Origin of the sequence: Flavobacterium glycogeni, assembly GCF_048286775.1 — a bacterium.
GTDB lineage: Bacteria > Bacteroidota > Bacteroidia > Flavobacteriales > Flavobacteriaceae > Flavobacterium.
On record NZ_JBLVPV010000001.1, the window covers coordinates 119,232 to 138,006 of the forward strand.

An 18,775-nucleotide genomic window follows, 5' to 3' on the forward strand; every position below is an offset into this window, starting at 1 on the left:
GAATTTATAACGTCAACGCTTTCCAGCCTTGGCGGTAGTCTCGTTTTACAAATTGGTTCACTTCATCAAAATTGGTGATTTTCATGTTGTCATTATCCCACAATAATTTTGCAGAACGTCCCGGATAGACTTCTTCTCCAAGCTCTTCTCTCATCACATCATATCCTCTGATAGCTAAATTAGCCATTAATAAAGCTTCCGTTAAAGGACCTGCAATTTCAAATGGAGAACTCAGCTCATTCTTTCCGTAACCTGCAATTGCCGCTTCAACCCATTGCTTGTAATGTCCATTCGAACCATCTTTTACTCTGGCATATTTTTGAGCTATTTTAAGGTTTTCATTTTTGCTAAGAGGAAGCAAACGAGGATTCAAACCATAGGTATCACACATCATTTTCCCTTTCGTACCAGTGAATAATGTTCCATTTCCGCCGTCTCCAAAAATTTCATTTGAACCTAATTCAGCAGGTCTTTCAGGTTGAATTCCTCCATCCATCCAGTGTACTTTTACGTCACCATTTGTTTTTTCTGTTTTTGGAAAAGTTAATGTTACATGGCTTGAAGGGGGGCAACTTTCTGGGAAATACCCTCTTTTGAATTCATCTACATAAACTGAACCAACACTACATTGAACATCTTTTGCATATTTTAAGTTTAATACACTAAAAGGAGCTTCAAGCAAATGACAGCCCATATCACCCAAGGCACCAGTTCCGTAATCCCACCATCCGCGCCAGTTGAATGGTACTAATTTATTTACGTATTCTTTTTTTGGAGCTGTACCCAACCATAAATCCCAATCTAATTCCATAGGAATTTCAGCTATATTAGTTGACCAAGGAATACCTTGTGGCCATACCGGACGGTCTGTCCAGGCATGAATAGTGTGTACATCACCAATTAAACCGGCTTCATACCATTCTTTCATGATTCGGGTACCATCATTTGAGGCACCTTGATTCCCCATTTGGGTGACCACTTTGTATTTCTTGGCTGCTTGAGTCAAAATACGAGCTTCGTAAATGTCATGTGCCATTGGTTTTTGAACATACACATGTTTCCCTAATTGCATGGCTGCGAGAGCTTGAATCGCATGATTATGATCCGGAGTAGACACTGAAACAGCATCGAAGTTTTTATGTTCTTTGTCTAACATTTCACGCCAATCCTTGTAAAATTTAGCTTTAGGAAATGCATTTACACTTCCAGCGGCTCTTCTGGTATCTACATCACATAAAAATGAAATGTCAGCTTTTCCACTGCTGGCAAACATAGCAATATCTGACTTTCCTTTTCCACCAACACCAATACCGGCAATTGATAAACGATCACTAGGGGCAACAAATCCTCTTCCTAAAACATGACGGGGAACAATCATAAAGGCAGCAGCTGCAATAGCAGTCGTTTTTATAAAATCACGACGGTTATTTGTGATTTTATTTTCTTCTTCTTTTTGTTTCATTTATTTTTAATACGGTTAGTTAATAGTAATAAATTAGATCAACAAATGGGGTGCTCTGAAATGTTCTATAGTGAAACAGAAAAAACAGACATTTTTTTTATATTATTTTTTTATGGACAAAATATATTTTGCCATTGATTTTGCTTCTTCTTTTTTTAGAGATCCATGTGCTGCCATAGGGATTGTTCCCCAAACTCCAGAACCTCCTTTAATTATTTTACCAGATAAATAACTAACGTTTTTCTCATTGACAGGATACTTTTTTGCAATATCTAAATAGGAGGGACCTATAAGTTTTTTATCTAATTTATGACATCCAATACAATCTGATTTAGCAATTAATTTTTCACCATCTGATGTTTGAAAAATGGCGTTTGTTTTTTTAGTAGGTTTGCTATATTTTGCATCTAAAGTATCATTGGTAAATGAGGTTAAGCTAATTAATGCTGCCCAAAAAAGCAAATATTTTAATTTCATTTTCATTGTATTTAAGTTTTATAATCCTAAGTTTTTTCTATTAAAAGCCTGATTAGTTTCGACAGCTGCAAAATCATCAAATGCTTTGTCAGTAACTTTTATAATATGATTTTTTATAAATTCAGCCCCTTCTCGTGCTCCATCTTCTTGATTTTTAAGACAACATTCCCATTCCATCACGGCCCAACCTTTGAAATCATATTGTGCTAATTTGCTGAAAATAGTTTTAAAATCAATTTGACCATCTCCAGGAGAACGATAACGCCCCGCACGGTTTATCCAACTTTGGTATCCTCCAAAAGTTCCTTGTTTTCCTGTGGGGTTAAACTCGGCATCTTTTACGTGAAAAGCTTTTATCCGTTCATGATAAAAATCGATGTATTGTATATAATCCAACTGTTGCAAAACAAAATGTGACGGATCATATAAAATACAAGCTCTGGAATGATTGTTCACCGCTTTCAAGAACATTTCATAAGTTTCCCCATCAAATAAATCCTCGCCGGGATGAATTTCATAACACAGATCGACCCCATTTTGATCAAATTCATTTAAGATAGGCAACCAGCGTTTAGCCAATTCAGCAAAACCATCTTCAACTAAACCTGGTGGTCTTTGAGGCCAAGGATGAAAATATTGCCAAAGTAAAGAACCGCTAAAGGTAGCATGTGCATTTAAACCTAAATTATGGGATGCTTTTGCTGCATATTTCAACTGTTGTACCGCCCATTCCTGTCTTGCTTTAGAATTACCATGTACGTTTACCGGAGCGAAGGCATCAAAAAAATCGTCATAAGCAGGATGAACCGCAACCAACTGACCTTGTAAATGTGTTGATAATTCTGTGATTTCTAATCCGTAAGAAGCAATTGTACCTTTTAATTCATCTGCATACGTTTTACTTTCTGCTGCTTTTTGTAAATCAATGAATCGAGTATCTAATGTTGGCATTTGAATACCTTTAAATCCCAAATCAGCGGCCCATTTACAAATTCCATCTAAGGAATTAAAAGGAGCTTCATCACTAATAAATTGAGCTAAAAATACCGCAGGACCTTGTATTGTTGTCATTTATTCTTTTTTAAATATTAAAATCAAACCATTTTTGATCTGATTTCCCCGAAGCTATTACATTCTCTATGAAAGCCATTCCCCGAACTCCATCATCAGCATTTGGAAAATCAAGCATTTCCTCGGTTGGTTCTTTTCCTTCTGATTTTGATAGTAATGTCAAAGCAAAATTCTTGTATAAATTAGCGAAAGCCTCCAGATAACCTTCCGGGTGACCGCTAGGTGTACGGGAATTAAATGTGGCGATATTCGATAAATATCCATTGCCTGCACGGTAAATTTGTGCTGGGGCATCCGGCCATTTTACCAATAAGGTATTGGGTTTCATCTGATGCCATTCTAAACCTCCTTTTTCGCCGTAAATTTTAATTTTCAAGCTGTTCTCTTCTCCGGAAGCAATTTGTGAAGCCACCAAAATTCCATTGGCACCATTATCAAATTTGAGTAATACATTACCGTCATCATCCAGATTTCTTCCTTCAACAACAATATTGATGTCTGCACACAACTTAGAAATTTTCAATCCTGAGATGTATTCTGCCAGTTGTGCTGCGTGGGTTCCAATATCTCCCATGCATCCGCTAATACCACTTTTTGAAGGGTCGGTACGCCAAAGCGCTTGTTTATTTCCCTCGCTTTCGGTCAAGGTACTCAACCAGCCTTGCGGGTATTCTACCATTACTTTTCTAATTTTCCCAAACTGGTTGTCAGTCACCATTTTTCGGGCTTGTTTTACCATTGGATAACCGGAATAGGTATGTGTAAGACACAAAATAAGTCCGGTTTCTTTCACTTTTTGTTGCAATTGTTTGGCTTCACCAAGACTTAGCGTCATCGGTTTGTCTATAACAACATGAAAACCATACTCTAAAGCCATCATTGCCGGAGCAAAATGAGCAAAATTAGGAGTAACAATGGTTACAAAATCCATCCGTTGCTCTTTTGGAAGACCACTTTCGGTTACAAACATTTCTTGATAAGAGCCGTAACATTTTGATTCCGGCAGAAACAGCTCTTTTCCTGATTCTTTTGATGTTTCTGGGTTGGAACTAAAAGCCCCACAATGCAATTCAATTAATCCGTCTATGTTGGCTGCAATACGATGAATCGCTCCGATAAAAGCATGCTGCCCACCGCCAACCATACCCATTTTTAATTTTCTCATGCTTTTCTGGTGCTAAATATTGCCTTTTTTCAATTCTTTGACAGCATAATCACAGGCACGTGCTGTTAATGCCATAAATGTCAATGATGGATTTTGGCAGGCAATCGAAGGCATACAGGAACCGTCAGTAACAAATACATTATTGACTTCATGCATTTGATTCCATTTGTTTAAAACAGAAGTTTTAGGGTCGTTACCCATTCTGGCTGTTCCCATTTCGTGAATAGCCATGCCAGGATAACAATCGTTATCATACGTTTTTACATTTTTGATTCCAGATGCTTCGAGCATTTCGGCGGCATCATTCATCATGTCTTCTCGCATTTTGGCTTCATTCTCCTTATATTCGCAATCAATGGCCAAAACGGGTTGTCCCCATTTATCTTTTTTGGTATGGTCGATATAAACCTTATTTTCATAATAAGGCAACATTTCTCCAAAGCCACCCAATCCCATACTCCAGGAATTTGCTGGAAGTGACATCGTATCTTTGAAATCACCACCAAAAGCCAATTCGGCAACTTCTTTATGCCATAATCCTCTACTGGCACCTCCTTGGTAGCCAAAACCTCTTAAATAATCTCGTTTATCATTACCTACATTTTGGTATCTTGGAATATAAATACCATTGGCTCTTCTTCCGTATGTATATTTATCCTCAAAACCTTCAGCAGTTCCTTCAGCACCACAACGGAAATGATGGTCCATCAAATTATGTCCCAATTGCCCACTAGCGTTACCCATTCCTTCCGGATGCGCTTCAGAAGTTGAATTCAATAAGATGAAAGTTGATCCTAAAGTGGAGCCATTTACAAAAACAATTTTAGCATAAAACTCCATAGTTTCATTGGTTTCTGCATCAATTACCATTACCCCTTTTGCCTTTTTTGTGTCCTTGTCATAAATGATATGATTCACAATAGAGTAGGGTCTTACCGTTAATCTATTAGTCGCCATAGCAGCAGGTAATGTAGAAGATTGCGTGCTGAAATAGGCTCCAAACGGACAACCACGACTGCATAAATTTCTATATTGACAGCTACCACGACCTTTATGAGGAACCGTTAAGTTTGCCGTACGGCCAATAGTAAGGATACGGGTTCTATTGTAATGTTTTTCTAATCTTTCTTTAACTGATTTTTCTACACAATTTAAATCCATTGGAGGCAAAAATTTCCCATCCGGTAAAAGTGGCCAGTTTTCGACTTGCCCACTAATTCCGGCAAATTTCTCTACATAATCATACCATTTCGTAAGATCTTTATAACGAATAGGCCAGTCATTACCATACCCATCTTTAGCATTATCTTCAAAATTATGGTCACTAAAACGGTAACTTTGACGACCCCACATTAAAGATTTTCCTCCAACATGAAATCCTCTGTACCAGTCAAATCGCTTGTCTTCTGTATACGGGCATTCCAAATCATTAACCCACCATTTTTCGGTAGCTTCATTGTATGGATAATCACGAGTTTGTACTGGATGTGTTCTTTTTTGTTCTACGGTAAGTTTGCCTGCATGCTCCAATTCCCATGGGGCTTTCATGGCAGATTCATAATCTTTAATATGCTCAATGTTCATACCTCGCTCTAACATCAAAACTTTTAAACCTTTTTCAGTAAGTTCTTTTGCTGCCCAACCACCACTAATTCCTGATCCTATCACAATAGCATCATATGTATTTTGTTCTTTTAAATTGGTATTTATATTCACGTGTAGTATTTTTATATTTTAAAGATATTTTTAAAGTCAAAAGGGTTAATACCATTATGTTGCCCAAGCTTTTTGACCTGGGGTATACTCTACGTTTCCATCATATTTACCGGGAACGGGTAGGTATTCACGAGCTTGTGTACAACCTATTTCTGATGAAAAATATCCAAGAATGGTTAAATCTCTGGCAATCAAAAAGAAAGAAGGTGCTTTTTCTGTAGCAATTGCTTCGTCTTTTAATTCTCCCATTAATCTCTGACGCTCATCCATTGTCATAGTCATGAAATCTTTATTGAAGTCTTTCAAACATTTTGCTTGCATATCTTTCATTCCGGATGCAAAAATCTGCTGCATTTTTGCCGGATAACAATCTCTAATTATCATGGGAATAAAAGCACCAAGTCCTGCAGCTTTTGCTCCTGGCGAAGATGCTGTTGTCGGTATAATGATATCGGCAAATTCAGCTAAAACTTCTTCATCAGTAGCCGAAAAAGGTACTTTATTTTTCTCCTTTTCTGGCAAAGTAAAATTTTCAAATAAAACGCCCATCGTAGTTGCTGAAATTGCGCTTCCCATCAAATACGCAACGCTCTTAAGTGCTTCTCTTCTATTCATTTGCTAAAATATTTAGTAGTTTTGAATTACATCCTTACAATAATAAATAAAAAAAAGACAGATTATTTTTTTAAATGTTAAATTATTATAGAATTAAATAATTTGTAAATTATTAAGAGTGTAGGTTTTAAAAATTCATTAAACACTATCCATAATCAGCTAAAACAAGAAAAAACTTAAATTTTAAAAATAACAGTTCAGGTGAGTGATATTTTTATAGCTAACTTTATTATTTTTTAACACGTATTACGCTATAAAAAAGTGTTCAATTTTCACTTTCTCGTACTCCAATGCGTTAAAATGACATTATTATCAAAAATTAAACTTAAAAATGAATTTTAATTAGTGTACCTAAATACGGTATTGCAACAATAATAAGTAGTGTTTGTTTACAATAGGATAAAAGTTCAAAAAAATAGAATAAAAAGCTAAATAATTATACTCTAAATTAGAAATCAAATAAAAAATAATTTTGAAAAAAGTACACATTAGAAAGTTTTAAACTTGATTTAATAAAAGGATTTACCTTTCAAATAATCCAAGTGTTCCGCCAACCCAATCTTTATCTTTATTGAATTTAACGCCAATCATTTCACCACGACTCAATCGTACCAAGTTGCACAGTAGAGTAGGAGCTGCATCCTCTTTTTTCCAAACACAAAGCACACGCACTTCGGCTTTTACTTTCCCATCAGGAGATTGTACAATAGGAATGTAGTTTATCTTTTTTTGAAGAATATAAAGCTCTTTATCGACTACTGCTTCGATATCTTCTTTTTTAACATGAAAAATAACGCCTGTTCCTGAGAAAGAAAATAGAGGTTTTAAAACATAATTTTCTAAATCCTGAGGGATTTCTTTTAAGTCACTCAACAAAGTAGTTTCGATGAAATATTTTCCTTTTAGAAAAGGTAAAATAAATTTACTGATTCGAAAAAACCAATTGGGATGTCCAGCCCATTCTACATCAAGTTCATCTGAAAAATGGAAATTCAACTTTAAATCGGTTCGCAAATCCAATTCATCAAAAATAACCCGATTATAGATTCTTTTTACCCGAATTTCATCGCCTTTTTCGTTTATATAGAACAGTTGTTTGTCTTTCTTTAGGAGTTCAGTAACGCAAACTATCGGTAGACCAATATCTCTTCTGCAATAATAAAAATCAATCTTGGTGTTTTGTTTTTCGGGTTCTATTTCAAGCAAAATAACATTTTCTTTCGGATGCTTATTGCAAATCGCTTCTTCCAAAATATCGAAATATTCCTGTGGTTCAATATTGGTGATAAACGGTGTTAACTCGCTAAGAAAAGGATAATGATTCTTGAATTTTTCATACAAATTAATCTGATAGTTATGCAAAGAAGGAAATCCCTGTACTTCAATTAGTTTAGGAATAACAGCTCCGTCTTCTTCACAAATCCCAAAATCAATTGCTAAAAAAGTGGTGTGTTCATCCTCATTTGGAACTTTATGATTTAATTCTAATGATTTATTTGTAAGTATTTTAAAGTCTTCTTTTTGAATAAAAGCTATAACTTGATTACAGCCTTCAATCAATTGTGCTTTTAACTCATTTGAAATAAAAAAAGGGGTTTCACCTAATCGAAAAGTAGGCATGTAATTAAAATCGGAAGCAATATCATCCTTAAATTCCTGATATTTTTTTTCTGTAAATTGAGCATTAAATAACTCCCGATATTTTGAAATCATCTTAAAATAAATGTATTAATTAGAAAGCATTCTCTTGGTTTTCATTAAGTCATTAATCGCTATTCGAAGGAAATTAGGAATCAAAGTTTCATTGGTTCTGTATATTTTATCATCATCCAATAAATCTTCCAGCATGTTTCGAAACTTTCTTTTCCCTTTCATATTCCTGATTTTTTCTTTCGCCTGTTTGTTTCTCAAATGCGAGATAAAGCTTACCGGATCGGCTTCCGGGTGAAATTGTGTCCCTACAAAATAATCGGTAAAACGAACCGCCATAATTGCACGCTCGTATTGTACATTATCCCTTATTTTTTCTAACGAAATAATTTTAGCCCCTTTTTTAGAAAAAATACTAAGCTTAGGCTGTACCACTTGATAATCTCTGGAATCAATCCCATAAAAAGGATCTGCCAACCCTTCAAATAAAGGATCCGTAAGCCCTTCTTTGGTTTTATGAATGGTCATTACACCAAAAGAAGTATCATTCCTTCGGGTCACCGTGGCCAACCCAAAATGCAAGCAAGCCATTTGAAAAGAATGACAAATGAACAACACATGCTTTTTAATTGCATTTTCAGTATTCCATTTATGCAATGAATCTATAAACGCATAATATTTCACATCCCAATTTCCATCACCAATTAATGGATTTCCTGGACCTCCGGTTGAAATGTAAATATCAAACTCTTTGATATCCGGCAATTCACATTTTACCCGAACATCGAATATTTCAAAACTAACTACTGGACTAAACCTGTTTACAACATCAATTATACAGCGCATCCCTTGATTAGGTTCCCCTTTGTACATATCTAAAAGCGCTATTTTTATAATTTTATTCGACATAACTATTTAAAAAAAGATAATGCGTAAAGTTAATTTATATTTTATAATCCCTTGGTAAATTCGCCAGTTATAAAGTCTACCACTTTGGAAAGATCCCCTGTTTCTTCAAAAACAGTTAGTTGTTTGTCTGCCCCGGTTCCGTTTTTCAAAATTTCATGAACATAATTAATATCCTCGCGGCTTCCCAATTCATCAACAACATCATCGACAAAGTCTAACAATTCCAAGATAAGCATTTTGGTTTCCACTTCTTTTTGTAATCCAAAATCAATCATATTATTATCAATTCCATAACGAGCCGCGCGAAATTTATTTTCCTTTACCAATGCCAATCGATAGATATTAAAACTCGTATTATTCATGTTAAGCTTGTAAAGTTTAGCCACAATTGCCTGAATAATTGCTACAATACAAATGGTTTCATCTACCGTTAAACACATATCACAAATCCTGAATTCAATCGTATTGTAAAACGGATGCAAGCGTAAATCCCACCAAATTTTCTTAGGATTATCAATACAATTTGTTTTTACCAAAGTATCTAAATAGTTCTCATAGGAACTTACCGAATCAAAATATTCCGGCAAACCCGTTCTTGGAAACTTGTCAAAAACTTTAGTTCTAAAGGACTTATAACCTGTTTTTCTGCCTTCCCAAAAAGGGGAATTTGTTGAAAGTGCAAATATGTGAGGCAGGAAATACGTGGCTTGATTCATCAATTGCAACCCAATTTCACGGTTTTCAATACCCACATGACAATGCATTCCAAAAATCAAATTGGAACGTGCTGCATCCTGCAATTCATTGACAATATCGTGGTATCTGGGATCGTCAGTTATGGGCTGATCCTGCCATTTTGAAAATGGATGCGTCCCGGCTCCACCAACAATAAGATCTTGTTTATCCGCTAATTCAACAATTTTAGACCGTAAAAATCGAATCTCATTTTTGGCATCATTGACATTACTGCAGATATTAGTACCCACTTCCACCACCGATTGGTGCATTTCGGCTTTAACCTGCTCATTTAAAATTATTTTTGCACCATCCACAATTTTTGACAAATGCGACCGCAAATCTCTTGTTTCAGGATCTATAATTTGATATTCTTCTTCTACACCGAGTGTAAAAACGGGTAATTTTTTCATTAATTTATTTTTTTAGGAGCTATCCCGATAGCTATCGGGACCCGCTTTCCGTTGCAATCTTTTTTGTCCTGAAAAAGTTCAGGACAAAAAAGGATTTTCACTTTAATCGGGGCTAGGGCATTTCGTAATCAACAAAACTTTTATTTAAAATTACATTTTTCTTCCCCTTTGTCATTCCGAGGAACGAGGAATCTCTGTTTGCTGTTCCTTATGGTTGAAATTCCTCGTTCCTCGGAATGACAAACTGAATACTGATTACTTTCCTCCGGCGGCATCTTTTATAAAAGTTCCCCAAGTCAAATTTATTTTCCCTGGTTTTTGTTTTTTTGCGGCAGCGATAGCCATTTTTGCGGCTTCTTCCACCACCCATTCAAAGTTCTCAGCACCAACCGAAGTTAACTCTGCATCTGGTGCTGGATTTCCAAAATCAATGGCATACGGAATTCCGTCCCTAACTGCGAATTCGACCGTATTAAAGTCATATCCTAAACCTTTACAAAGACGTAAAGTATAGTCTTTTACTGTGGCTAATAATTTTTTATCAACTAGAGGTCCATCAATTACATACCGCAAATGATGCGGATTTCTTGGTTCGTATTGCATAATTCGCACGGCTTTACAACCCAAACAATAGACCCTAAAATACTCCGTAAAAACAATTTCTTCTTGTAACATCATCACTAATTGTCCCGTTTCCTTATGTTTTTCCCAAAACTCTTCTTTGTTTTCTAATCGATACACGTTTTTCCAACCGCCACCAGCATACGGTTTCATATAAGCCGGAAAGCCAATGTAATCAAAGATTCCTTGCCATTCCATTGGATATTTTAAATTTCGGAAAGATTTTTCGGTGGTATCAGTAGGATGTTCGGCCGAAGGAAGAATCACCGTATTAGGAAGCGGAACTCCAAGAGTATCTGCCAAAGCATTGTTGAAAAATTTATCATCAGCACTCCACCAAAAAGGATTATTAATTACATTGGTTCCTGTTAAAGCGGCATTTTTTAAATAAGCACGGTAAAAAGGGACATCTTGGGAAATTCGGTCAATAATTACCGCATATTCTCCGTCTTGATTTTGAACTACTTTATCAATAGCAACCGCTTCCGCAATGATTCCTTTTTCGTTTTTTGAGTTAACCCGATCAATAAATGCTTGCGGAAAGGTGTCTTCCATTCCAAATAAAATTCCAATTTTTTTCATCTTGATACGTTTGTAATTTTAAAAAAATTTAATTCTTGATAAATAATGCGGAAACATTTCTTTCCAGACCGGCCAGTCGTGCTTGCGTTCCTGACGAATATCTAACCAATGGTGAACGTTCCTGTCGCTTAGAATTTTGCTTAATTTTAGATTGGCATCGAAACAAATATCCCAATTAGAAGTTCCTAAAACGATGTCCATATTCCATAATTCATAATCATTTAGACCGTATAAATAATCTTCAGGACTGTTGTAAAACACATCATCATTGTGAAAACCATCCATAAAACTTTTGATATTGAAAGCACCGCTCATCGAGAACATATGGCTGACATATCCCGGATGGCGAAAGGCAAAATTAGCGGCATGATACCCGCCAAAACTGCAACCTGCCACAACAACTTTTCCGGAAGAAGTGTTGTTTTTCACTTTTTCAACGATTTCATGACAAATCATTTTATCGTATCTGACGTGATTTTCTATGCGATGTATGGGATGAATATTTTTATTGTAAAAACTGTCTTTGTCAATACTATCGGGACAAAATATCTGGATTAAACCCTGCTCAATATACCACCTTGCAGAGTCAATCAATCCCATATCTTTATTTTCATGGTAACTGCCCATGGAAGTAGGAAATAAAATAATAGGGTATCCTGCGTGTCCAAAAACTAACATTTCAATATCCCTGTTAAGGTGGGGTGAATGCCATTTGAAATACTCTTCCTTCATGCCTTTATTTTTAACAATTATAATGAAAAAAATTAAGCAAAAAACATAAATAATCAAGGTTAACCAATAATTATTATAAAAAACAATACCGATTATTAAATAGTAATGAAATTGTAATATTTACATAAATAAGCACTCCTTTTTTAAATTATAAGCAAAATGCAGCCATTTATATTGTATCGTTTTCTTTGTCAAAAGCTCATAATAGTATTAAAAAGACTTCCATTTATTTGTGAATACGTTATTCCTGTCAGGAATCAATTTAATTTTACTTTTGAAAGGTAATTATTTTAAAGAATTATGAATTCACATTTATTTCAAATAATTGTACTTGACTTTTTAGTCTTTCAATGAGCATACCCATCATTCTTTTGTTGAGACTGGAAGAGTTTTGTATGTATACAGCATATTCATCTGAGGTAAATAACCCGATTATCATTCCTTTTAAAGCATTCCTGAATTTGATGTCTTTTTGGATCGCATTTTCTATTATCGACATTTTTTTTTCAACAGTATGGGTATAAAAATCAGCTTTGTATTTACCAATATAATTGATAAAAGAGGCCACAAAAAAATCGTTTTGTAGTTTCAATATTGGTCTAAGCACTTCATTTTGAAACGATTCATCAGAAGAAGATTGTGTGGTAACAGAGCCTATGGTCTGTCCACGGAATTCTTTTAAAAAAGTATCACGCTCGTTCATGTTTTTTTCTTTAAAAATAAAGAAAATAGCCATAAGAAAAGTTTATTTTTGCATATATAAAGAAAAATTATGCGATTTCACACTAGAAAATGGGTAAAACCAGAAGATTTAAACCCTAACGGAACTTTATTTGGAGGTAAATTATTGGCTTGGATCGATGAAGAATTGGCTTTATACACCATTATCCAATTAGAGAACACCAGAATTGTTACTAAGCACATGTCAGAAATTAACTTTAGAAGCTCAGCAAAACAGGGTGATATTATAGAAATTGGCATTGATGTTTTAAAATTTGGAAATACTTCGCTAACGCTAAAATGTGAAGCTAGAAATATGATGACACGCGAAACAATTATCACTATAGATCACACTACAATGGTAAATTTAGATGCTGAAGGAAAACCAAAAGCACACGGAAAAACAGCTATAGAATTTGTAAAGGACCGATTGTAATTTTCCTTGCATTTTTAAGAAAGTAAAAACAAAAAGTTGCTCTTATACTTTAAAATCATTTTCTGAAACAGTTTCAAAAATTTCCAAATCAAAATAGTGCACTGAAGCAATTATATGATCGAATATATCTGACATGATGTACTCGTAATTCTCGAATCGTTTGTCATGCGAAAAGGCATAAACTTCAAGCGGAACACCGTGTGAAGTGGATTGCAATTGACGACAAAGCATCAGCATCTCTTTATTTAATCCGGGATAATTGAATAAGTATTCCGTAATATACTTTCGAAACAAACCTAAATTTGTCAAATTTCGTCCGTTAATAGCAATTGATTTGTCAATTTTATTACTGAAATTATATTTGTCTATTTCTAATTTTCGGGTGTCAATATAATCCGATATCAGATGGATTTTGTTCAAGTCGTTTAATTCTGCTTCTTCCAAAAATCGAATGCTGCTTGTTTTAATAAGAATGTGTCTTTTGATACGTCGCCCATCTGAATTCAACATTCCGCGCCAGTTTTGAAACGAATCGGAGCTTAAACTGTACGTTGGAATAGTGGTAGTGGTATTGTCAAAATTTCGAACTTTTACGGTAGCCAGATTGATTTCAATCACATCACCATCGGCACCAAATTTATCCATCGTAATCCAGTCCCCGATGCGAACCATATCATTTATAGAGACTTGGACACTGGATACAAAGCCTAAAATGGTATCTCTGAAAATCAAGATTATCACTGCTGAAACAGCTCCTAAAATGGTTAAGAGCTGTTTTTGATCAATATCAAATAATTTAGAAATAATAACCGTAATCCCAACAGCCCAAAGCACAATCATGATTACCTGAATGAAACTGTCAATAGGTTTGTCGCTGTATCTGGGCTTTAGTTTTAAATAATCACGTAATGCATTGAAAATAGTGCGGATAATCCATAAAACAAGCATTACAATATAAATTCCGACCAGCTTCCCAAAAACGCCTTCCCAATATTCATATTTATCAAGGATTATTGGCACTGATTTATAAATAAATAATAATGGAATTAAATGTGCAATGTATTTTGCCGTTTTATTGGTTACCAATAAATCATCAAATTTAGTTTTGGTTTTTTGGGCGATTACCGCCATAATCGTTACTAAAATAAGACGAAAGACCACATAAATAAAATACGCCAATACGCAAAGCACAACAATATTTATAATCAGACTCAGATAAGAAGCAAAACTGCTTCCCAATCCCCATTTTCTGAATACAGGATATAGAAAATTGAATATTTTTTCTATGTATTTATACATTTTTCAGATATTTTCTTTCTATATAAAAAGTCCCAAAAGGAACTACTGATGCCAGACAAATAATGCCAAATTTTTTCCAATCCCAATTTTGCTCAAATTTTAGCATTACAGCCAAAATAATATAGCTAACAAACAAAAGTCCGTGTGCCATTCCTATTGGGAATAATAATGTTTTATAAAGAGTGAGATTGGTAGGTTTTATAAAAAGCATATTCGAAAATAAAGCCAAATAAGAAACTCCTTCGAGTAAAGCGATAACCTTGAAAAATTTAAGCATGTTTTGGGAGTTAAGCGTTAAGAGTTAAAAGTCAAGAGTTAATAGTTACTTCGTTTCTAAACGTATAACGTCTAACTTTTAACCTCTAACCTTGATTTTAAGCAAAATTAAGTATTATCATTGATTTTTGAAGTATTGCATCGTAAACTAATTTACTTTTGTAACTCTAAACCTTGATAATGAGCAAACGCGATTTAAAAAAATATTTAGCCGAACTTAATAAGGAGCAACTCGAAGAACAAATTATTGAATTGTACGAGAAATTTGCCCCCATAAAAGTTTATTATAATTTTGTTTTCAATCCAAAGGAAGAAACACTTTTGCAGGAATGCAAACTCAAAATTTCAAATGAATACTATCCGGTAAAAAAATTAGGAAGACGCAGCAAGCCAAAAATGAGGCGTTCCGTTGCCCAAAAATACATCAAGCATTTTCTTCTTTTGGGCGTGGATCCTTTTATAATTGCGGATGTAATGCTCTATAACATTGAAATTGCACAAACATTTTCATCTGAAAATACTATAAAGAATGACTTATTTTTTAAAAGTATATTCAATTCTTTTGAGCAAGCTGTAATTTTCCTGATTGCAAATGGAATACTCAATGATTTCAAGCCAAGAATTATAGCCATACATAATCAAACCATTATACAAAAGTGGTACAACGAACCCGAGTTTAATGCCATTATGGAGCGATTTGAATATTGAATAGTTGCATAATTCAATTTTATTTAATCAATCGTATTTTTTTTAATTAAAATTCACAATTAAACTGTTTTTTAGGTGTATTTTTGCAAAAATCCAACAATAAGCAATGTCCCAAAACACTTTAGAAATAGAAATCGAAGACAAAAAAGAACTTTATGCGTACCAAAAAGGCGATATAGACGCCATCTTTGAGCGCATAGACAATGCACCTCCGCAACATCATTTGTTATACCAATTGCCTACTGGTGGTGGTAAAACAGTAGTGTTTTCAGAAATTGTGCGTCGTTATTTATCACAACACGATAAAAAAGTAGTTGTTTTAACACACCGAATTGAGTTGTGTAAACAAACTTCAAAAATGTTGAAGGGTTTTGATGTTAAAAACAAAATTATCAACAGTAAAGTAAAAGAACTTCCGGACCAAAACGATTATTCTTGTTTTGTGGCCATGGTAGAAACCTTAAAAAACCGTATAAATGACGAAAAATTACATTTAGATAATGTAGGTCTGGTAATTATCGATGAGGCGCATTACAACTCCTTCCGAAAATTATTAAGCTCTTTCAAGAATGCCTTTATATTAGGAGTTACAGCAACGCCTTTAAGTTCGAATATTAAATTACCCATGCACGAAAGCTACGATGAATTAATCGTAGGGGATACCATTAGTTCATTGATTGCAAACGGATTTTTGGCAAAGGCAGTCACGTATAGCTATGATGTAGGTTTGACATCGTTAAAAGTTGGTATCAATGGTGATTACACCGTGAAATCATCGGATGATTTATATACTAATATGGCCATGCAGGAAAAATTATTGCATGCGTATACAGAGAAATCGTTAGGAAAGAAAACCTTGATTTTTAATAATGGTATCAATACATCATTATATGTATATGAAACGTTTAGAGAAGCCGGTTATGCGATTCGTCATTTGGATAACACCAGTAATAACGAAGAAAGAAAGGATATTTTACATTGGTTCAAGCATACGCCCGATGCCATTCTAACATCAGTTGGGATTCTTACCACAGGTTTTGATGAACCTACCGTAGAAACCATTATCCTGAACAGAGCAACAAAATCGTTGACATTATATTATCAAATGATTGGTCGTGGTTCCAGAAAACTACCTAACAAAGACACTTTTAATGTTATCGATTTAGGAAATAATGCTGCACGATTTGGATTGTGGAGTGAGCCGGTAAACTGGCAACACATCTTCAAATCACCTGAATTTTATTTAGAAAATTTACGTGATGATACCGAAATTGAATTGTATTTTAAATACAGCATGCCACCGGAATTACGTGCTAAATTCAGTAAAACGGAAGTCGTAACTTTTGATGTCGATGAAGAACATAAACTCATCATCAAACAAAATTTACGTTCAAAAGAAGTGCTGGAAAAATCATTGGATCAGCATGCTGCTATGTGTGTTGATAATTCCGAAACTTTACAAGAAGCTAAAATATTAGGAAAACTGTTAGATGATGATATCGATTGTCGCATCAAACGCTATTCTAAATGTCTGAGCCAATGCAGTAAAAATTACCGCGAGTGGCTTGTTGATGATTACAAATTAAAACTGGTATTGTTAACCGGGAAAAAATATCGGGAAAAAATCATGAACGAACCGGATGAAGATTAATTTTTTTTTTCCAGGAGCTAATCCCGCTATTCGTTACAATCTTTTATTTTTAAAGAAAAAATAAAAGGATTTTCACTGCTATCGGGGCTAAAAATTACGTTTACAAAACAACTTTTTTATAAAATTATAAAATCCAAAAAAATGCCAAAACAATTCTCTGATTTAGGAATTTCAGCACCCATACTAAAAGCGATTACCGAATTGAAAATTGTTGTGCCCACAGAGATTCAGCAAAAAACGATTCCGTTACTTTTATCAAATACTACGGATTTGGTTGGGCTTGCTAAAACCGGTACAGGAAAAACGGCAGCTTTTGGATTGCCTATTTTACAATTAATTGACACTAATTTGCCAGTTATACAAGCTGTTATTTTGGTTCCAACGCGTGAATTAGGACACCAGATTTTCAGGAATTTAGAAGATTTTTCAAAACATTTACCTCAAGTTTCCATTGCGGTAACTTGTGGAGGAATTCCAATCAAACCGCAAATCGAAAGACTTTCATTGCCAACACATATCGTTGTGGCAACTCCCGGAAGATTAATTGATTTGATGCAGCGCAAAGCCATAAATCTAAAAGAAACCAAATTCCTTGTGCTCGATGAAGCGGATGAAATGGTGACTATTTTAAAAGAAAGCTTAGACGAAATTGTAGCTGAATTACCTAAAAATCATAATACTTTTTTATTCTCGGCAACCATGCCTGGAACTATCAAACAATTGATTCAGAACTATTTGAATAAAAATGTGGTGCAAGTTAGTGCCAACATGGAAACGATAGGAAATCAAGGAATTGACCATGAATATATTGTGGTGGATCCAATTGAAAAACTGGATGTTTTGATGCATTTCCTGAATTCTAAAGAAGGAGAACGCGGAATTATCTTTTGTAAAACGAAAGCTGCGGTCAATAAATTAGCCAAAAACTTAGCCATCAACCGATTTTCATCAGGCGCATTACACGGTAGTTTATCTCAAGGAATTCGTGACAGAATCATGGAGCAATTCCGTGAAGGATACATTAATATATTAGTAGCGACAGATTTAGCGGCAAGAGGAATTGACGTAAAAGAAATCTCTTATGTAGTTAATTATCATTTGCCGGATGTTTACGAAGCGTATGTACATCGTAGCGGAAGAACCGCAAGGGCAGGAGCAAAGGGACTTTCTTTGACGGTTTTACAACCCGAAGAAGTAGTGGAAATTGCTGATTTTGAAAAAGAATTAGGAATTAAATTCACCCAGTTCAAAAAACCAACGGTTGCCAGCATCGAAGAAAATAACACCTTGTTATGGGCCAAGCAAATTTTTAAAACCAAACCCAATCATGATGTTGCTCCAGAATTAAAAGAAAAAATAAAAACTGTTTTTCATCATTTGACTAAAGATGAATTAATTGAAAAATTATTGGCTAATTATATGCTTCAAAACAAAAATGAACCTTTAGAAAAGCCCGTTAAAAAACTAAAAAAGAACTAATATTTAAAGTTTTTTTAATAATTTATATTGTAACAGCATCCGTAAATAGTGTATATTT

At 34.5% G+C, this 18,775-nt stretch carries 18 protein-coding genes; 4 read left to right on the forward strand and 14 right to left on the reverse strand.

Features of this window, described 5'->3' with window-relative positions:
• Positions 1-4: 4 nt before the first annotated feature.
• The 12 genes from ACNQGX_RS00520 to ACNQGX_RS00575 all read right to left on the reverse strand — a co-directional run bounded on the left by ACNQGX_RS00520 (position 5) and on the right by ACNQGX_RS00575 (position 12,851).
• Positions 5-1,462, reverse strand: a complete 1,458-nt coding sequence (locus tag ACNQGX_RS00520; protein ID WP_417973037.1) for a Gfo/Idh/MocA family protein — start codon at positions 1,460-1,462, stop codon at positions 5-7.
• A 102-nt stretch (positions 1,463-1,564) separates the two neighbouring features.
• Positions 1,565-1,945, reverse strand: a complete 381-nt coding sequence (locus ACNQGX_RS00525) for a c-type cytochrome (protein ID WP_417973039.1) — start codon at positions 1,943-1,945, stop codon at positions 1,565-1,567.
• Positions 1,946-1,957: 12 nt separating this feature from the next.
• Positions 1,958-3,010 (reverse strand): sugar phosphate isomerase/epimerase family protein, encoded by a 1,053-nt coding sequence (locus ACNQGX_RS00530; RefSeq protein ID WP_417973041.1) that lies wholly within the window; start codon positions 3,008-3,010, stop codon positions 1,958-1,960.
• Between the two features lie 10 nt (positions 3,011-3,020).
• Positions 3,021-4,175 carry a Gfo/Idh/MocA family protein gene (locus ACNQGX_RS00535; RefSeq protein WP_417973043.1) on the reverse strand — a complete coding sequence of 385 codons (1,155 nt, stop codon included), beginning with the start codon at positions 4,173-4,175 and terminating at the stop codon, positions 3,021-3,023.
• A 12-nt stretch (positions 4,176-4,187) separates the two neighbouring features.
• Positions 4,188-5,891: a GMC oxidoreductase gene (locus ACNQGX_RS00540; protein WP_417973045.1), complete on the reverse strand. Its 1,704-nt coding sequence runs from the start codon at positions 5,889-5,891 to the stop codon at positions 4,188-4,190.
• Between the two features lie 54 nt (positions 5,892-5,945).
• Positions 5,946-6,506 carry a gluconate 2-dehydrogenase subunit 3 family protein gene (locus tag ACNQGX_RS00545; protein WP_417973047.1) on the reverse strand — a complete coding sequence of 187 codons (561 nt, stop codon included), beginning with the start codon at positions 6,504-6,506 and terminating at the stop codon, positions 5,946-5,948.
• Between the two features lie 522 nt (positions 6,507-7,028).
• Positions 7,029-8,219: a hypothetical protein gene (locus tag ACNQGX_RS00550; RefSeq protein ID WP_417973049.1), complete on the reverse strand. Its 1,191-nt coding sequence runs from the start codon at positions 8,217-8,219 to the stop codon at positions 7,029-7,031.
• 15 nt (positions 8,220-8,234) lie between these two features.
• On the reverse strand, positions 8,235-9,065 hold the full coding sequence (locus ACNQGX_RS00555; protein WP_131916639.1) for a type 1 glutamine amidotransferase: 831 nt from the start codon (positions 9,063-9,065) through the stop codon (positions 8,235-8,237).
• Between the two features lie 41 nt (positions 9,066-9,106).
• A complete protein-coding gene (locus tag ACNQGX_RS00560; RefSeq protein WP_131916638.1) occupies positions 9,107-10,213 on the reverse strand; it encodes a carboxylate-amine ligase in 1,107 nt (368 codons plus the stop codon).
• A gap of 255 nt (positions 10,214-10,468) precedes the next feature.
• Complete coding sequence (locus tag ACNQGX_RS00565) at positions 10,469-11,416, reverse strand: ATP-grasp domain-containing protein (RefSeq protein ID WP_417973052.1); 948 nt, start codon at positions 11,414-11,416, stop codon at positions 10,469-10,471.
• A gap of 18 nt (positions 11,417-11,434) precedes the next feature.
• Positions 11,435-12,148 carry an esterase family protein gene (locus ACNQGX_RS00570; RefSeq protein WP_417973054.1) on the reverse strand — a complete coding sequence of 238 codons (714 nt, stop codon included), beginning with the start codon at positions 12,146-12,148 and terminating at the stop codon, positions 11,435-11,437.
• A gap of 298 nt (positions 12,149-12,446) precedes the next feature.
• Positions 12,447-12,851 carry a glyoxalase gene (locus tag ACNQGX_RS00575; protein ID WP_417973379.1) on the reverse strand — a complete coding sequence of 135 codons (405 nt, stop codon included), beginning with the start codon at positions 12,849-12,851 and terminating at the stop codon, positions 12,447-12,449.
• A 69-nt stretch (positions 12,852-12,920) separates the two neighbouring features.
• Between ACNQGX_RS00575 and ACNQGX_RS00580 the strand changes: the two genes are divergently transcribed.
• Positions 12,921-13,304, forward strand: a complete 384-nt coding sequence (locus ACNQGX_RS00580; protein WP_131916634.1) for an acyl-CoA thioesterase — start codon at positions 12,921-12,923, stop codon at positions 13,302-13,304.
• A 42-nt stretch (positions 13,305-13,346) separates the two neighbouring features.
• Here the strand turns inward: ACNQGX_RS00580 and ACNQGX_RS00585 are convergent, their stop codons facing one another.
• Together ACNQGX_RS00585 and ACNQGX_RS00590 are read right to left on the reverse strand one after the other, a co-directional pair.
• The gene (locus ACNQGX_RS00585) at positions 13,347-14,603 is read right to left on the reverse strand and encodes a mechanosensitive ion channel family protein (protein ID WP_417973056.1); all 1,257 of its coding nucleotides are present in this window, start codon (positions 14,601-14,603) and stop codon (positions 13,347-13,349) included.
• Positions 14,596-14,880 carry a DUF3817 domain-containing protein gene (locus tag ACNQGX_RS00590; RefSeq protein WP_417973058.1) on the reverse strand — a complete coding sequence of 95 codons (285 nt, stop codon included), beginning with the start codon at positions 14,878-14,880 and terminating at the stop codon, positions 14,596-14,598. Before ACNQGX_RS00590 ends, ACNQGX_RS00585 begins: the two co-directional genes overlap by 8 nt.
• A gap of 179 nt (positions 14,881-15,059) precedes the next feature.
• Here ACNQGX_RS00590 and ACNQGX_RS00595 point away from each other — a divergent pair, with 179 nt between their 5' ends.
• The 3 genes from ACNQGX_RS00595 (at position 15,060) to ACNQGX_RS00605 (ending at position 18,717) form a co-directional block, all read left to right on the forward strand.
• Positions 15,060-15,587 (forward strand): DUF6155 family protein, encoded by a 528-nt coding sequence (locus ACNQGX_RS00595; RefSeq protein ID WP_417973060.1) that lies wholly within the window; start codon positions 15,060-15,062, stop codon positions 15,585-15,587.
• A gap of 106 nt (positions 15,588-15,693) precedes the next feature.
• Entirely contained in the window at positions 15,694-17,238 is a 1,545-nt protein-coding gene (locus tag ACNQGX_RS00600) for a DEAD/DEAH box helicase (protein ID WP_417973062.1), read from the forward strand.
• A 141-nt stretch (positions 17,239-17,379) separates the two neighbouring features.
• Entirely contained in the window at positions 17,380-18,717 is a 1,338-nt protein-coding gene (locus ACNQGX_RS00605; protein WP_417973064.1) for a DEAD/DEAH box helicase, read from the forward strand.
• Positions 18,718-18,775 lie beyond the last annotated feature (58 nt).

Coding starts and splice junctions, on each gene's coding strand:
- ACNQGX_RS00520 (WP_417973037.1), bottom strand. CDS start 1,462: ATGAAACAAAAAGAAGAAGAAAATAAAATCACAAATAACCGTCGTGAT.
- ACNQGX_RS00550 (WP_417973049.1), bottom strand. CDS start 8,219: ATGATTTCAAAATATCGGGAGTTATTTAATGCTCAATTTACAGAAAAA.
- ACNQGX_RS00585 (WP_417973056.1), bottom strand. CDS start 14,603: ATGTATAAATACATAGAAAAAATATTCAATTTTCTATATCCTGTATTC.
- ACNQGX_RS00575 (WP_417973379.1), bottom strand. CDS start 12,851: ATGAACGAGCGTGATACTTTTTTAAAAGAATTCCGTGGACAGACCATA.
- ACNQGX_RS00590 (WP_417973058.1), bottom strand. CDS start 14,880: ATGCTTAAATTTTTCAAGGTTATCGCTTTACTCGAAGGAGTTTCTTAT.
- ACNQGX_RS00595 (WP_417973060.1), top strand. CDS start 15,060: ATGAGCAAACGCGATTTAAAAAAATATTTAGCCGAACTTAATAAGGAG.
- ACNQGX_RS00580 (WP_131916634.1), top strand. CDS start 12,921: ATGCGATTTCACACTAGAAAATGGGTAAAACCAGAAGATTTAAACCCT.
- ACNQGX_RS00600 (WP_417973062.1), top strand. CDS start 15,694: ATGTCCCAAAACACTTTAGAAATAGAAATCGAAGACAAAAAAGAACTT.
- ACNQGX_RS00530 (WP_417973041.1), bottom strand. CDS start 3,010: ATGACAACAATACAAGGTCCTGCGGTATTTTTAGCTCAATTTATTAGT.
- ACNQGX_RS00570 (WP_417973054.1), bottom strand. CDS start 12,148: ATGAAGGAAGAGTATTTCAAATGGCATTCACCCCACCTTAACAGGGAT.
- ACNQGX_RS00605 (WP_417973064.1), top strand. CDS start 17,380: ATGCCAAAACAATTCTCTGATTTAGGAATTTCAGCACCCATACTAAAA.
- ACNQGX_RS00560 (WP_131916638.1), bottom strand. CDS start 10,213: ATGAAAAAATTACCCGTTTTTACACTCGGTGTAGAAGAAGAATATCAA.
- ACNQGX_RS00545 (WP_417973047.1), bottom strand. CDS start 6,506: ATGAATAGAAGAGAAGCACTTAAGAGCGTTGCGTATTTGATGGGAAGC.
- ACNQGX_RS00525 (WP_417973039.1), bottom strand. CDS start 1,945: ATGAAAATGAAATTAAAATATTTGCTTTTTTGGGCAGCATTAATTAGC.
- ACNQGX_RS00535 (WP_417973043.1), bottom strand. CDS start 4,175: ATGAGAAAATTAAAAATGGGTATGGTTGGCGGTGGGCAGCATGCTTTT.
- ACNQGX_RS00565 (WP_417973052.1), bottom strand. CDS start 11,416: ATGAAAAAAATTGGAATTTTATTTGGAATGGAAGACACCTTTCCGCAA.
- ACNQGX_RS00555 (WP_131916639.1), bottom strand. CDS start 9,065: ATGTCGAATAAAATTATAAAAATAGCGCTTTTAGATATGTACAAAGGG.